This is a genomic window from Selenomonas ruminantium subsp. lactilytica TAM6421 (genome assembly GCF_000284095.1).
In the GTDB taxonomy this organism is placed as follows: Bacteria; Bacillota; Negativicutes; order Selenomonadales; family Selenomonadaceae; genus Selenomonas_A; species Selenomonas_A lactilytica.
In genome coordinates, this window is record NC_017068.1 from 1,412,064 (window position 1) to 1,426,229 (window position 14,166).

At 43.6% G+C, this 14,166-nt stretch carries 22 protein-coding genes; 18 read left to right on the forward strand and 4 right to left on the reverse strand.

The features are described 5' to 3' along the window. Positions 1 to 8: 8 nt before the first annotated feature. The 8 genes from SELR_RS17720 (at position 9) to SELR_RS06845 (ending at position 4,504) form a co-directional block, all read left to right on the forward strand. Entirely contained in the window at positions 9 to 1,358 is a 1,350-nt protein-coding gene (locus tag SELR_RS17720) for an Imm30 family immunity protein (protein ID WP_014424479.1), read from the forward strand. After that, the gene (locus SELR_RS06815; RefSeq protein WP_014424480.1) at positions 1,352 to 1,657 is read left to right on the forward strand and encodes a hypothetical protein; all 306 of its coding nucleotides are present in this window, start codon (positions 1,352 to 1,354) and stop codon (positions 1,655 to 1,657) included. The genes SELR_RS17720 and SELR_RS06815 overlap by 7 nt, the downstream gene beginning before the upstream one ends. A gap of 55 nt (positions 1,658 to 1,712) precedes the next feature. Next, the gene (locus SELR_RS06820; protein WP_014424481.1) at positions 1,713 to 2,231 is read left to right on the forward strand and encodes a CbrC family protein; all 519 of its coding nucleotides are present in this window, start codon (positions 1,713 to 1,715) and stop codon (positions 2,229 to 2,231) included. Positions 2,232 to 2,448: 217 nt separating this feature from the next. After that, positions 2,449 to 2,781 (forward strand): hypothetical protein, encoded by a 333-nt coding sequence (locus SELR_RS06825; protein ID WP_041914310.1) that lies wholly within the window; start codon positions 2,449 to 2,451, stop codon positions 2,779 to 2,781. A 107-nt stretch (positions 2,782 to 2,888) separates the two neighbouring features. Then, a complete protein-coding gene (locus SELR_RS06830; RefSeq protein WP_014424483.1) occupies positions 2,889 to 3,164 on the forward strand; it encodes a hypothetical protein in 276 nt (91 codons plus the stop codon). A gap of 24 nt (positions 3,165 to 3,188) precedes the next feature. Beyond that, a complete protein-coding gene (locus SELR_RS06835; protein WP_014424484.1) occupies positions 3,189 to 3,563 on the forward strand; it encodes a hypothetical protein in 375 nt (124 codons plus the stop codon). Between the two features lie 29 nt (positions 3,564 to 3,592). Further along, positions 3,593 to 3,985, forward strand: a complete 393-nt coding sequence (locus SELR_RS06840) for a hypothetical protein (RefSeq protein WP_014424485.1) — start codon at positions 3,593 to 3,595, stop codon at positions 3,983 to 3,985. 18 nt (positions 3,986 to 4,003) lie between these two features. Beyond that, positions 4,004 to 4,504 carry a hypothetical protein gene (locus SELR_RS06845; protein ID WP_158645784.1) on the forward strand — a complete coding sequence of 167 codons (501 nt, stop codon included), beginning with the start codon at positions 4,004 to 4,006 and terminating at the stop codon, positions 4,502 to 4,504. 108 nt (positions 4,505 to 4,612) lie between these two features. Here the strand turns inward: SELR_RS06845 and SELR_RS06850 are convergent, their stop codons facing one another. The 4 genes from SELR_RS06850 to SELR_RS06865 all read right to left on the reverse strand — a co-directional run bounded on the left by SELR_RS06850 (position 4,613) and on the right by SELR_RS06865 (position 6,524). Next, entirely contained in the window at positions 4,613 to 5,272 is a 660-nt protein-coding gene (locus SELR_RS06850) for a hypothetical protein (protein WP_014424487.1), read from the reverse strand. A 39-nt stretch (positions 5,273 to 5,311) separates the two neighbouring features. After that, positions 5,312 to 5,791, reverse strand: a complete 480-nt coding sequence (locus tag SELR_RS06855) for a hypothetical protein (RefSeq protein ID WP_014424488.1) — start codon at positions 5,789 to 5,791, stop codon at positions 5,312 to 5,314. A 75-nt stretch (positions 5,792 to 5,866) separates the two neighbouring features. Next, a complete protein-coding gene (locus SELR_RS17725; protein ID WP_014424489.1) occupies positions 5,867 to 6,244 on the reverse strand; it encodes a single-stranded DNA-binding protein in 378 nt (125 codons plus the stop codon). 13 nt (positions 6,245 to 6,257) lie between these two features. Then, positions 6,258 to 6,524 (reverse strand): hypothetical protein, encoded by a 267-nt coding sequence (locus SELR_RS06865; RefSeq protein ID WP_014424490.1) that lies wholly within the window; start codon positions 6,522 to 6,524, stop codon positions 6,258 to 6,260. A 306-nt stretch (positions 6,525 to 6,830) separates the two neighbouring features. Between SELR_RS06865 and SELR_RS18830 the strand changes: the two genes are divergently transcribed. The 10 genes from SELR_RS18830 (at position 6,831) to SELR_RS06905 (ending at position 14,078) form a co-directional block, all read left to right on the forward strand. Then, positions 6,831 to 6,983 carry a hypothetical protein gene (locus SELR_RS18830; protein ID WP_014424491.1) on the forward strand — a complete coding sequence of 51 codons (153 nt, stop codon included), beginning with the start codon at positions 6,831 to 6,833 and terminating at the stop codon, positions 6,981 to 6,983. Continuing rightward, complete coding sequence (locus SELR_RS06870) at positions 6,967 to 8,235, forward strand: zincin-like metallopeptidase domain-containing protein (RefSeq protein WP_014424492.1); 1,269 nt, start codon at positions 6,967 to 6,969, stop codon at positions 8,233 to 8,235. Before SELR_RS18830 ends, SELR_RS06870 begins: the two co-directional genes overlap by 17 nt. Positions 8,236 to 8,240: 5 nt before the next feature. Then, positions 8,241 to 8,777, forward strand: a complete 537-nt coding sequence (locus tag SELR_RS06875; protein ID WP_014424493.1) for a hypothetical protein — start codon at positions 8,241 to 8,243, stop codon at positions 8,775 to 8,777. Between the two features lies 1 nt (position 8,778). Next, positions 8,779 to 8,937 carry a hypothetical protein gene (locus SELR_RS18835; RefSeq protein ID WP_014424494.1) on the forward strand — a complete coding sequence of 53 codons (159 nt, stop codon included), beginning with the start codon at positions 8,779 to 8,781 and terminating at the stop codon, positions 8,935 to 8,937. Continuing rightward, positions 8,921 to 11,326 carry a hypothetical protein gene (locus tag SELR_RS06880; protein ID WP_041914311.1) on the forward strand — a complete coding sequence of 802 codons (2,406 nt, stop codon included), beginning with the start codon at positions 8,921 to 8,923 and terminating at the stop codon, positions 11,324 to 11,326. Before SELR_RS18835 ends, SELR_RS06880 begins: the two co-directional genes overlap by 17 nt. 86 nt (positions 11,327 to 11,412) lie before the next feature. Beyond that, complete coding sequence (locus tag SELR_RS06885; RefSeq protein WP_014424496.1) at positions 11,413 to 11,958, forward strand: DUF1097 domain-containing protein; 546 nt, start codon at positions 11,413 to 11,415, stop codon at positions 11,956 to 11,958. 155 nt (positions 11,959 to 12,113) lie between these two features. Continuing rightward, entirely contained in the window at positions 12,114 to 12,548 is a 435-nt protein-coding gene (locus tag SELR_RS06890; RefSeq protein WP_014424497.1) for a DUF1810 domain-containing protein, read from the forward strand. 90 nt (positions 12,549 to 12,638) lie between these two features. Beyond that, positions 12,639 to 13,298 carry a ComF family protein gene (locus tag SELR_RS06895; RefSeq protein ID WP_014424498.1) on the forward strand — a complete coding sequence of 220 codons (660 nt, stop codon included), beginning with the start codon at positions 12,639 to 12,641 and terminating at the stop codon, positions 13,296 to 13,298. A gap of 45 nt (positions 13,299 to 13,343) precedes the next feature. Beyond that, positions 13,344 to 13,679 carry a magnetosome magnetite crystal formation protein family gene (locus tag SELR_RS06900; RefSeq protein ID WP_041914312.1) on the forward strand — a complete coding sequence of 112 codons (336 nt, stop codon included), beginning with the start codon at positions 13,344 to 13,346 and terminating at the stop codon, positions 13,677 to 13,679. 18 nt (positions 13,680 to 13,697) lie between these two features. Continuing rightward, a complete protein-coding gene (locus tag SELR_RS06905; protein WP_014424499.1) occupies positions 13,698 to 14,078 on the forward strand; it encodes a hypothetical protein in 381 nt (126 codons plus the stop codon). Positions 14,079 to 14,166: the final 88 nt, after the last annotated feature.

Below are 14,166 nucleotides of genomic sequence, written 5' to 3' on the forward strand. Positions count from 1 at the left end.
TGTGGATTATGATAAAAGAGAGTAAATTACAGAAGTATATAATCAACAGGCGTGTGGCTGAAAAGCACAGCCGAGAAGAATGGCTTGACGTTCAAAAACAGCATGATGTTAAATTCCCTAGTGATTATATGGAATTCATTGATTCATATGGTGCCGGTGCGATAGATAACTTTCTTTGGATTCTTAGTCCGTGGACAGATAATGATAATTTAAATTTCTTTGTCAATATGAAGCAGTCGATGTGGGCTTATCACTATTTACATAAGGAGTCACCAGAAGACTATCCATTTGAGCTCTATCCTGCTGCAGAGGGACTCCTTCCATTTGGTTTGACAGATAATGGTGATGAGTTATACTGGCAGAATGCAGATGACAATCCAAATTTGTGGAAGTTGATTATATATGAAAGTAGATCAACTGTATATTACGAATACAATCTTTCCTTCACTGATTTTCTTGTAGGACTGTTCGTAGGAGATATTTCTTGTGAGATTTTACCAGAGGAATGGCCCAAGTACAAGAGAGTAATATTTATACCATGTTTAGATGCTGCAGGAGAGGAAAAACAGAAATTGACCACTTTACTAAAAAAGGAATTGGATATGAATATCGAAAAGAACGAGGAAATATTAAAGAATACATGCAAATTAAGAAATGAGTATGAAGTAGCGTTGTTTGAAAAAGCCATTGAGGAGATTTGTTCCACACAAAGAGCAGAGTATGTACTTAATTTATGTTCAGGCTTTGATGACGATACGGAAGATGAAGAGGTCATGTTTGGTCTCGTCCATGCCGTGGAGGAGCTAGGCGGAGATGATGGCCTGTATTGGACAGCTATGGGGCTGGAGAGAATGTGGAGAAATAAAAAGTGGTGTAAGATACTGCTCTATAGGATACTTAACTCTGATGAGGATAGAATAAAATATCCGGAAGTGATAAACAGGCTTCCTTGGCGGGAAAGAGACCGGAATATATCCTTATTAGCGGATATTCTCCATGAAGATAAAGAAATGTTTGCCGACAAGATAGATGAGGTTTTAAAAGATTGTTCTGTGGTCTATCAGATAAACAAGTACCCCAATGGTGAGATAATGGTTATTTATGACCAAAATGGAGCTGTATGGAATGGTGAACTGGATACGATATATGAGTCAGATAATGGGCTGGAAGATGATGAAAGCGGTTACGAAGAATATCAGGCCTGTTTGTTTAAGGTTATAGAGATTATAAAACCTGGCAAGAACGGTATAAAGGTAAATGACTGGGTAGAAATAAGTCGTCTTAATCCGCCGGAACAGATTTTTGATTCAAAAGGCCTGCAAATATGGGGACAGTCAAGGGGGGATAGACAGTGCTAGAACTAGAAAAGCGTGAAATAATCCTCCAAGGAATTGAAGCCGTTATAAAAGATATGGAAAACAGGTATTCATTTATAGAATTGGAAGGCGGTAGTCTTAATCTGATATATGTGAGATACAAAAAGGCATATCAAATAATAAAAGAACACAAGGAAGACGATTCGGTAATTTATATAAACGGTGGAATTCGTGCGTATTTGGACTCATATAGTGACTGGGATAATCCGTTGTTGGGTAAAATGGGAGATGTTGAGAAATTATATGATAAATACGTTATGAAACATCCGAAAACAAAATAATTATGCAGATGACTAATTCACAGATCACATATTGTGAAATGAGGGAGGGAAGAATGTGAAAGAAAGCACCTTTCGATATTACCCCAATATTTATGCAGATGAGGCGCTAGTTCATGCAGATGGTGTATGTCAGTGTTGTGGCAAGAATGTGCATGAATATATTGAATTTATGTACACCGAGGAGAAGGTTGACTGTATTTGCCTTCCGTGTATTCATGATGGCAGTGCAGCTATAAAATTTCAAGGGGAGTTTATTGCTGCAGCAGATTGGGTCAGCGATTCGGCAAAGAGAGAAGAGCTCTTTCACAGAACGCCGGGCTACATATCCATTCAAGATGTGTACTGGCTGGCTTGTTGTGATGATTATTGTCAGTTTTTGCGCTATGTGGATGATATTAATGACCTGGATGAATTAGGATGCCAAGAGGAGTTGCTACAGGAATATGCACAGCGTAAAGATTCGCATCCTCTTGACTTTGTGCGGAAATACCTGCATCGGGATTGGGATGTGCGCGGCTATTTGTTTAAGTGCATGCATTGTGGGAAATATCATCTGTGGGTGGATGTAGATTAGCGGTCTATTTCTGTTATATTATTGGCAAGACAGTATAATGATTCAGTTATTAAAGCGTTTGATTTCAAGATTTGACAATAAAGATTAAAGGAAATTGATCTTTTTGGACAAAGGATACAGAGTTCACGGAAAAAGTAAGGGGGACGGATAAGAATCTTACACACTGGGAAAGAATGCTTGTATGTTAATGTTATTATGAGAGAAGGTTAATGATTTTATGGAAGATGCATGGAATAAAGCTGTAAATTGGCTCGGAAATAAAAAGTGGAGAGGTTACTGTTTTGGATTTATGTTTTCTTATATAGTACAGGTTTTTACAATGGTGTTTAGGCGGGGAGATACATCTTGGCATGCTTTTGATCCGCTTAGATTATTAAACTTTGTTTTGGCTTATGTTATAGGGTTAACATTATATGGTTCAGTTCATAAATACGATAAAGAGTATATGAAAAATAGAATGATGAATGTGTTCATAGCTTTGGGAATAATCATCTTCCTTGCTGTTGTTATAGATTTAAATAGTCATTTAGGTGTGCTTGAATGGCTATAATTGCTAAAAAGTTAAATCACCATAATGAATTCTAATGAGAATTTAAAAAACTTATGTTATTATAACCTCGTTATTTATTATTATAGCTGAAGAGGGAGGTTTATGTTATGGAATTAAGTGAATTGTGCTTCGAAGATAGAATAGCAGCTAAGCGTGATGCTGAAATTCGTAATGATTGGTCTGCAACTTTAGGTTCTGGAAAAAGAATAGAAGATATATCTGCAGATATTGGCTGGGCTTTCACGGATGAAGATATTAAGGAATTGGCATGGTTGCACAAAGAGTGTATACATCGAAAGAAAATTGAGCAGTTGCTGATAGAATGTAATTTTGTTTCTGTAGCATTTGACCTTAGAGATGGAAGATACATTGAATATTTCTAGGAATAATTGAGGGGGGAATATTGCGTGATTATAAGTATAGACCGTGACGGTGTTTGCATGGGTGATGATGCCATGGATCATCGGAGAGAAATTACTATAGATGATAATGCAACAGCTCGTGATTTGTTGAATAAGTTGCTGGAAATTGACTATCTGCCGGATCTTACCGATGCCATTTGGTATACATGGAGCTCTGATGCCAGTTGTCTTATAGCATGGTCTTGCAAGAAGAAAAAAGTCATAGCTGAGGTGCGAGATAAACTACTTGAAAAAGATAATAACAAGTCAGGGTATTACTTCGTTCATCTTTGGAAACAGGATTTGCAGATCCTAAAGGAATATATAAAAGAAACACCTGGCATTTGGTATGACAAAGATTACTTTGGTGGTCGTTTATAAGTGCTGGCAGATGAATGGGAGAGTAGCAATTGGACGAATTGTTAGCTATAAAACTGAAACCACGAAATGGTGGAGGTATTATTATTGATAAAGCTGATGTGGAGAGCATATACTTCGGGGATGTGGTAGAATGCATCTTGTTTAAGAATAATGAACTTACCCGCTGTAAGAAAGCTAAACAAGTATTGATTCAATTGAAAAATAGTGCGGATAAGTACGGTAGTGGAAAAATAAGTGTATTTGAGAGACTTTGTAGTGAAAGAAATTTGTATAGCGTAGAATTGTTGCATGATGAAATAATTGAAGAAATTCTGTTGCCATATAAGCGCATAAATGGTATAGAAACCAATATAATGGAAAAACATGAGTTTAATAATGGGCTGAAAATTAAATTCAGTGAAAAATATGGAATGGAGAGGTAAATGAGGAAAAGTATTTGCTTGGCTATTATGATTGTAGGCATGTTGATGACTACGGCATATGCTGCGAAATGGAGCAGTTTGAATGTACCAATGAAGGAAGGCCGCGATGCTATGATTGCCCAGTCATATGAGTCTGATAGAATGAAAGTTCTTACGAGTTATGACAGGAATAAGCTATATGGAATATACTTTTGGAGACATGAATTCTATTCCAGGCCGGAAGATGGAGAGGGACAGATAAATTACCGTATATATTTGTCCTTTCTGGATATGAAAAAGAAGCCGTGGGTAATTTATGACTCCTTATTGTATACCAAGGTGTGGTTTAATAGTTCCATAACGGAATCTAATCCGCATTGGGTAAATCGTGGCAAAGTTACAGCGGACAATCCTGATAATGAGAAAATAGCTAAGCAAGTGGTTGCTCAGGCTAATAAGCTGGTCAAGCAGGATAGGATCACAGGCAGAAACGTCCCTATCGATTTGAAGACTGTCAAGGTGCCAGATGATATGAAATGATGTGTAATGAAACAATGAGTTAATGCTTGTAATACAGGTGCAATGATTTGTAATGGTTAGCGCTTGTTTGAGCCCTGCGATAATGCAGGGCTTTTTCATTACTAAAATTTAGTATTGGTCTTGTTCGCTGACATATTCCCAAGGTTGTATATTGATGCAGTTGTCATCGCCAATATCAAGGTCATCGAGTAGTTCCAGCAGGTCGTTGGTATCGGATGTCAATTTATCCGGGAAGGCTTTTAAGAGTCCCTGACGCAGGTAATCTTCCGTGACATCGTATTCAAAAAAGCTATCGGAAAAGATTGTTCCCTTGAGCGACTGCGGGAGAGCCTCCGGATTATCTATAAATACGTCCACAAAGTATTTGCCCACATAGCTGGAATCGTTGGTCTGATAGATTCCGTTGCCGCATTCCTCTGCAGTATATAAAAGGGTAACACCCGGGGAGATGTTATCTATGATTTCCAGCCACATGGCCAGCATGGGAGACCAGGCGGTCTCGGTCTTCAGGATGAAAAAATACCGTTCACCACTGTCATCGTAGGCCTCCGGTTCATCCGGCCAATAGGTTATTTGGCCACGGCATTTGAAATTATCTGTGTCCAGACCAGCACGTTCCAGAAATGTTCCCAGCCAGTAATTTTTGTTAAACTGGTAGGGTTTCTGTTCAAAGGTAAGATATTTCTGGTCATCAATAAAATTGTACAGCTTGTAGATGGCTTCCTTATTGCCAGCGAATTCAATAGAGGTTTGGCACCAGTTCGGCATAATTATCAATCCTTTCATGTGTAAGCAGATAGAATATCATCAGGCAGTCTTGGCTGCCGTAAGTCCCATATGTTTGGCGTAATACGGTAAATGGGTATAACGGCTGTTATGCATGAGCTTATCATGGAGTTCCTTTTCGGAAATATCCTGCCAGCGCCCATGTCCTTCACTATAGGCTTCCAAAACGCTAAGGCCAGCAGGGGTGAGGATTTTTACTTCAAAGATGTTAGTCCCGTCGTGATGGAAGGTGCGGATAAACAAGTGGCCGTTATCATCATAGATTTCTACATCGTCAGCGCTCTCCAGCAGTTTTGATAGCAGCAGGTTAATAATGCCCGCTTTGCCAGCGGGGAATGTCCCGTTCCAGCATCCCACTGTGCCCTGCATAATTACCTGTCCTTCGGTAGGCTGGCGGCGGAAGTAATTGAGAAGCTGATTCTTTTCAAACTGCCATGATTCATAGCCATCATCGGGATTATCAAGATAATCCCAGCTGTTAAAAATCGTAATTTTACTCATAAGATTTCCCTCCTTGCCCCCTGTACTTAAGCAGGGGGCTATTTGTGTATAGATGTGTATAGAATTAACGGCTTTTCATTTCGTGTCGGATGGGGCAGTAGTAGCGTCAGTACCAGTAGAAGCAGATTTAGGACTTAAAAAGTCGATTCTGCTTACGATTACCCCGACATCAAAGCGGCGGTTGCCATCCTTGTCTGTCCAGCGTTTGGGCTGAAGCCTGCCGTGTATCCCTACTTTTGGGCCCTTATGCAGGTTCTCGGACATGGCTTCAGCAAGTTTGTTGAAGGCTGTCACGGGGATGTAATTAGGGGCTGGCTTTTTGTTGGACTTTTTGGATATGCGCTGATTTACCGCTACGAAAACCGTGGCGACCATCGTAAGACGGTTATTCTTTTCGTAGATGTTGAAATAGACATCGCTGGCAAGATTGCCGATAAAACATACCTTATTCATGAATATCACCTCTTTAGTAGATGGAGCGGCTCAGGATGATGCCGTATTTTATGAGCTCATTGGCTGACATGGGGTTATCCAAGAGAATAGATTTTCGTACCTTGTCGAGGTCTTGTGACTCGATTTCCACACCGCCTGAACTAAGTTCCAGCATGATGTGGCTCAAAAGAGCATTCCTGCCTGCTTTTGTGTCTGTATAGACCTCTTCACTGCATAAGGCTGACATTGAGCCAGTGCTCTTCATGAGGTTGCAGTTATAAAATTCATAGCCGATTTTCATGTTGACTCCTTTCTGGGGATGCCTGCCCCGTCGCAAAATTTCTTTTTTTGACAGCCATGAAATATAGCCAGAGGGAGAAGGGGGCAAGGACACGCTTCAGCGTGGCGCAGCTTTCCTTGAGCACTTCGACCGGAGGCTGTATCATGTGCAGGCAAAAAAAGAGAGTTGTAATCCATGATTTTTGGAGTTTCTGCAGTGTCTGAGGGATGGTTTGTAATGCTTGTTGCGATTCTGTGTTATTTTACCGGTTTAGCGGTAGGTAAACTGTAATCAGATATAGCTGAGTTTTTGGAGGAGGGAAAGAAGATGTGTGAAAAGGCGAATAAGCCGGAAGGTCTGGATATTGAGCTCTATGGACAGCGGTGTCAGGAACTGGATTGGCTTACGGCAGAAGAGAAAGAACGGCTTATGAATGGGGAGAGGGAAAAGGAGATGACGGAAGATGGCCTGGCAAAGTGACAAGCTGAAGGACGCGCATAAGGAAATGGTAGAAGCGATTATCCATGATATGGAAGAAGGTAAGGTGTTTTTCTGGGATAGCCAGCATTTTGGCAGGCCTCCGCGCAATATATGCTCAGAGGTAAAAAACGGCAGAGAAACAAGGCGCTATCACGGGAAGAACAATTTCATCCTGAGCGTGACTGCCATGGCGAAAGGCTATAAGGACAGCCGCTGGGGAACATATGAGACCATAAAAAATGCCGGTGGTCAGGTAAAGAAGGGCGAAAAGGCCACATTGATTGAACTGTGGGTATGGGATAAGCCTGTTCGTCATAAAAATCCCAAAACGGGCAAGTGGGAAACGGTTTATAAGAAAGATGACAAAGGAAATTATCTGCTGGATTATAACGGCAAGAAGATTCCAAAGACAGTCCATCTGGATGTTCCCATTGTCAAAGGGATTCCTGTGTTTAATGCAGAACAGGCGGATGGCCTGCCCCCGGAACATGAAATCGTTGTAAATCTAGCAGACCGGCAGGCGCAAATGGAGCGTATTATTGCCGGGAGTGAGGCTCCGGTGTATTTTGACCAAACAAACAGGAATTACTACAGTCCTGACCGAGATGAAATCCATGTGATGAAAGCCGAAGATTTCAAGCATATGTCCGGCTATTATTCCACGGTGATTCATGAGATTGCTCATAGCACCGGAGCTGAGAGCAGGCTGAAGCGGGATGGGATAATAAAAGGCGGTGGTTTTGGCTCGGAAAGCTATGCCAAAGAAGAATTGGTGGCAGAGCTGTCATCGCTCTTTATCGCCCAGGAATATGATCTGAAATTTGATGATGCCCATTATGAAAACCATGCGGCCTATCTCCAGAGCTGGATTGCCGTACTGAAAGATAATCCGGATGAGTTGTATAAGGCAGCCGAACAGGCAGAAAAAGCAGTGGACTACATCAAGGAGCATATGTTGGAGAAAAAGAAAGGGCAGGCTGTGGCAGAAGAGCGCAGTGAATATAAATATTATCTGGATCAAAGACCGGTAAGTATCGGCGCGGTGCCCAATGGTTTCATCCGCTTTGATGAAGAAGATAAAGGCGGCAGATATGGTGCTATCTATTACGGAGGCAAACTTACCGATAAGCAGGTAGCTGACTATGAGCTTAGGCCTGCCAAGCAGGAAAAGAGCGTGGTCAGGAAGCTGAATCCCAAGGAAAAACTGGCAGCAGAAATCCGGGAAGATAAGGCAGCTGCGATAGGGAGGTGACAGTGATGGACATCATGTTTCAGCGAAAGGGCGGGCCGTATACCATCAAGGTGCAGGAAGAAGCGCTGGCGGTCAGTCATAGCGTGGTGGCAGGCGATAAGGTTCTGGAGACGTTCAAGCATGAGGTAAAACCTGGCTATGATGAAGAGGAGCGCTCCTTTTCCTATGTGGCTGCGCTGGATTATGTGGCAGAAACTTTGGTGAAGAAGTCGCCGGAAATGTTTGATCTGAAGGCGTATCAGCAGGAGTACTATGCCCCAGAAAAGCAGTCCCTTAGTGTATGGCTGAAGGCAACACCAGAATCTTTAGCCAGGATTACGGGCCAGAAACTGGCTGACAGAAAGGAGCTGGAGGAAATATATGCTGACCGGGGCGTGAACGTAAAGCTGGACAGCAGGTATAAGGATGCGTCAAAATTTCACCTGACAGCTGCGCTGCTCTGTGAAAAGTCTGGGAATGAACAGATGACCTCGGATCCGAAAAAGAAGCTCCTGAAGGATATGGAGATAATCTCGGCAAAAGGTATGGCAAGGGGAGAATAGTATGCGGCAAAAAGATTATTTGGATGAAGATTACATCATGCGAAAAATGGCTGATGAAATGTGCTTTGACTATGAAGAAAATGAACGGCTGCTGGGCGAGGCGGACAGACTAGAGAAGGAGCCGACAGAAGAGAGGGATGCAGATGGCAACCTATCGTGATATTTTTGATACCAGAGACAGGCTGAATCCCAGGATTGTAGAACGGTTGAGAAAATATGGCAACCTTGAGCCTCCCGGCATATATGGCAGACCTTATAATGGTGGAGCCAAGCATGGTCAGGAATATCCGCTGTCCCGGGCTAACTATTTGCGCCTCGTTACTATGCAGGATGATGAACATCGATATGGCGATCCACGCTGGGTATGGCAGGAAACTGCCAGAAAAAATGGCTGGGTACTAAAACCAACGGCCAGAGCGGCAACTATCGAGGTTTATCGTAAGGGCGAGGATGGCAAAGCGGTGCCGGAGTTATGGAAATTCTATAACGTGGCCGATTTCAAGAATTATCCCTATAAGCCGCTGGAAATCCAAGGGGACAGACCAGAGGATTTCCGTCAGGCCATAGGAATCCTGAAGGATAACGGGATAGATATATCCTGGAAGGCCGGCAGTGAACAGATATTTGCTGCGGTAAAGCAATATGCAAAAGAACGGGGCGAAGATGAGTTTTCAGCCCCCATGACTGCCCATCTTTTCCTGAAGACCAACTATTTGAGCTATGACTATCAGAAAAGTCCTTTGTACACGGAAGCGCAGCTGGATAAGCTGGCTAAGAACACCAAGATTATCTTTGCGGCCATTAAGCGGGCACAGAACCTCTATGATAAGCTGGAAGGTATACAGGAGAAGGTGCAGCGGCAGGAACGGGCGGTAACGGAAGCGGTCAAGGAGAAGGAAGTGGAGTTTAGGCAAGAACCAATCGCAAAGAATGGCCTGTTTCAGGACTTGTACGTTGATTTTGCCTGGAGTGAAACGCCCATACGGAATGAGAAAGGCGAGGTCTACAAGGAAGGAATACACCTCAATGGTGAGGATGCGTATAAGTTTCTGGCTGCTTTCAATGCTCAGGATAAGGACGTATTCAACGATAAGCTCCGTGGCGTCATGGGGTATAACAAGGTGAAGATGGCCATATCCTATGGAAGGTATCATGAAACAGAATATAAAATCAGGGAACTGGGAAAACTCAACTTCAAAAATGAGGCCAGCCTGGCTAAGGGACTGGAGCGCCATTTCAATGAGTACAGAACAGCACTCTTGGAGATGCCGGAGCTAAGACAGAATATACTGCGGAAGAATCAGGGGCTTACGGATGAGCAAATCAGGGATAACAGCAAGGAGGGCATCGAGTTTTGCAGCAGGGAACTCCAGAAAATGAAAATGGAGGAAAAGCTGTATCTGGAACTTCATCCGGAAATTCAGGCTATAAACGCCAAAAAGGCGAATACGTATTTGTATGTGGCCAAGAAAGAGGATTTCAAACGATTCCCGTCTGTATTTGTTCTGGGGACACATACAGACAAGGATATAGATTATCTGCAGGTAGCTGAAAAGGCCGGGGATTATCATCTGTTTCGTGAGGGGCTTGGCCTAAAAGGAGACGAGGTTGCGTTTGAGTCATCTAGGCCGCTGAATCAAGGGAGTGCGTCAAAACTGCCGGTTTATATGGCGTTGAACATGGAAGACCAGGTGGCATTTATCAATATGCTGGGTAAGCTGAAGTTGGAAGTTACCAATACCGGCCCCATCATGGAAGGTCATGCTCCAGAGCATATGACCTATTGGGGGATATCGGCTATCGATATGCTGGCAAAGCTGAAGCAGCAGGATTTAGAAGCGTCAAGATCTGTCAGGGAAACGGGCTTCATCGACAGAAAAACAGTGGAGCAACAACAGATTGTGCTAAGTTACGGTGAGAAGAAGCTGGCCGAAATTACCCATGAAGAGGGCTGTGGCAGGCTTACGGGTGATGCGCTGGGGATAATAAAGGTAGCTGGAGAGGATCAGGAGCTTAAAAATGTACTGGACTGTGCCATAAAGATGAAAGGCGGCGCTTACTCATCTGATATAAGGGCTCTGGTAAATGATGAGCAGATTGAGTTGCCCAGTTATGAGGAGCGAAAAAACAAGGTGCTGTCGGATAAGCCTAACAGCCACGCATTGAACAGGGACTTATACAGATATTATGAGAAGGCTGCCCTGCAGGATTTTGTGGCAGATACAAAAGAGAAGGTTATGGCTGGCATGGTAAAAATTATGGAGGATGCTGGCTTAAGAGTTGTCAAGATTGCCAATATTGCCAGGACGAACCCAGATTTTAAGACAGAGCTTTTGCCGGAGCGTAAGCCTGCCGGCCGAAAATTGACCATGGAGGAGCAGGCTGATATTGCTGCTAAGAAAGAAAAGCAACAGGAGCAAAAGATTTTGCTCAAGGCTGCCGTGAAGGAAGCGAAACAAAAAAAGCTCTCGCCGAAGGAGAGCTTGCTGCAAGGTATGGGAAACGCCCAGGGACAGATGCGTCAAAAGGAACTGCAGAACAGCATTTAAGCTGACGGAGGACGTATGTCCTTTTAAGATGCTTCGTACTCGTGTAGAATAATAATAAACAATATGAAATGTACGGAGCGTGGCTTATGGAACAAGTAATTCGGGCAATAAAGGATATCAATCAGACGGATGTTGTGGTAGCAGCCGTTTCAGCTGTGGCTTGCCTTGGCGCTTTACTGGAGCTGCCGGTATGGGCAGTATTTATCGGCTGGGCGTGGTATTTGGCCATTGGAGCAAATGGCAAGGCGATAAAGGAAGGTGCGGTTACAGCTGCGGCCTCTGGCATCATGGCGCTTACTGCGGTGGTGCTTACCGATGTGATTTCCGGATTCATGACTGGATTGGCCGCCAATATGCTTGCGGTCTTCATCATGATTCTGGTGCTGATGGTCTCACTTAAATTATCCTATATCAAGCATTCTCTGGTAGGCTTTAATACCTTCTCTTGTGTCTTTGCCGGGTATTATCTGGGCGCATTCCCCGTGCAGAACGATTACTGGCTGAATATTGGATATTCCTTTGTCTATATCTGTGGCTCCAATATTCTGGGGCTTGTGGTGGGCTGGCTGGCCCAGAAGCTTTGCAATGTGTCCCTGCATCGTAAAGAATCACCCAAGGGAGCTGCTGCATAAAAGAAGATAATGAATTACAGGCTATGTGCATAGATGTGCGCATAGCTTTTTTCTTGTGGTAAAGCAGGTTTTTGGCGCAGGGATATTGAACCTATCTATGAAGAGGCGCTTATGGTGGCGGTGTTCTGTAATAATAGAGATGAAAGAGATAGACAATGAAAGATAATATAAGCAGATTCATAAAGGCTCAGGCCGGGGTGTATGAAACTGCCCTGGCTGAAATAAAAAATGGCAGGAAGAAGTCCCATTGGATTTGGTATATCTTCCCGCAACTGGTCAATCTGGGGTATAGTGAGACGGCAAAATACTATGGCATTAAGGACATGGTAGAGGCTAAGGCGTATCTAGCTAATGAAACGCTGCGGCAGAGGCTGGTGGAGATAAGCAATGCATTATTATCCCTGCCCAAAAATGATGCGCTGGAGGTTATGGGCTCTCCGGATCATCTGAAACTTCGGTCGTCCATGACACTCTTTGCCCTGTCGGATCCGGAATGCGAAGTTTTCCGCAAGGTGCTGGATAAGTACTATGAAGGCAGAATGGATGACAAAACGGTAGCGCTGTTGAAAAATCAGGAACAGGGAAAATGAGATGATTATAAGTTGGATATAAAAGAGATATTGCGGGCGTTTACCTGTCGTGGCCCAAGTTATATGCCCTATCACGATGAGGAGGGGCTGTTGTATATCATCTGGTACCTGGATAATTATCATCCGTATCGGCAGCAGGGCAGAAAAAACTGGCGGTTTGATCAGGCAAGCAGTGTTATGCTGCGCTTCAAGCAGGGGCAGCCTGAGGCGATAGGATACTACCTGCTGAAAATATTGGGTAAATACGGCAGACATGAGAAGTATCGCGAGGTAATTGAGGACGGCAATCTGCGTTTTGCCGTTGTGCCCGGACATGAAGCGGGCCAAGATGAGTCCAGCGTCCATAAGTTGGCCCGTATGTTGTCGGCCTATTATGGACGTGCAGACTATAGCCGGTGCCTTAGACGCAAACATAACATGGCCAAATTATCGACAGGCGGTAACAGAAGCCTATTGAAGCAGTATCGTAGCATGGAAGTTGATGCCAGTTATACGGTATCCGGTAAGAAATTTCTGTTGCTGGATGATATTGTGACCACAGGGAATTCCCTGATTGCCGCCAGAAAGCGGCTGCTGGAAGCTGGTGCAGCAGAAGTGTATCCTTTGGCGATGGCGCAGACAGTTCTGGAACCGGAAACGCCATTTAGCAACAAGGAGGCGAGGGACAATCCTGTTAATATGGATGACATGGTGACGTTGGTGGACGAAAGATACGATCAGAAACTTAAGGTATGGGAAGATCTCCGATGATAGGTAGATGACGAAGTATTCTGAATAAGAGAGGAGATCTTAGGTTTGATTGATAGCAGACAAAAGTTCTTAGCTGTAGCAGCACATATAGGGTATCTGTTTTTCGGCTGTGGGTATGTACTGTTACCACTGGTGTTATATCTGTTGTACAAAAATAGTGATGAATTTGTTGCTGGTCATGCAAAGCAGGCACTGACAGCCCAGGGAATGTTCGGTTTGGTTTGTGTAGTGGGAACCGTCCTTATCTTAATTCGTATTGGAGTGATTTTGCTGCCATTTGTTATTCTGCTGTGCCTGTTATGGCTTTGCAGCTCGTTATATGCATGTTTTAGGGTGTTACGCGGCGAGAAATATCACTATCCATTGTTGGGACGGTTCTAAAGAAGGAGGCTTAAGGCTATGAGAAGCGTAAAAAATCTGCTATGTGCAGTTACCGTATTGCTGGTACTCACTATCCAGCAGGCAGAAGCAAAGGATGTCTGGGTGGATCGATGGAGCAGCGAGGGTATTGACGTTTATGTTATGGACGATACGCTCTCATCCGGCACTAACTCAACTGGAAGGTGGTTTTCAATCTCTACCAAGATGGTGGTAAATGGCCGATTGAAGGAAGTCATCACATGGAATTACACCAAATTCCAGACGGATATGTGGCGCTACCAGACCAATACCATGGATCAGAGCCATGATACGGTAGTATCGCCCGGAGATAAAGTTTTTTCATATGGAATGAACAGGTTAGGCTGGCCGTATGAAGTGCGGGAATTCTGGGTATATTGAGAGTCGGTAATGGCAAAAGGCTATAAGCAACGGTCTATGTTATAGGTTGCAGCTTTAGGTGGCGGAGTATTACAACAAGAAAAGGTCA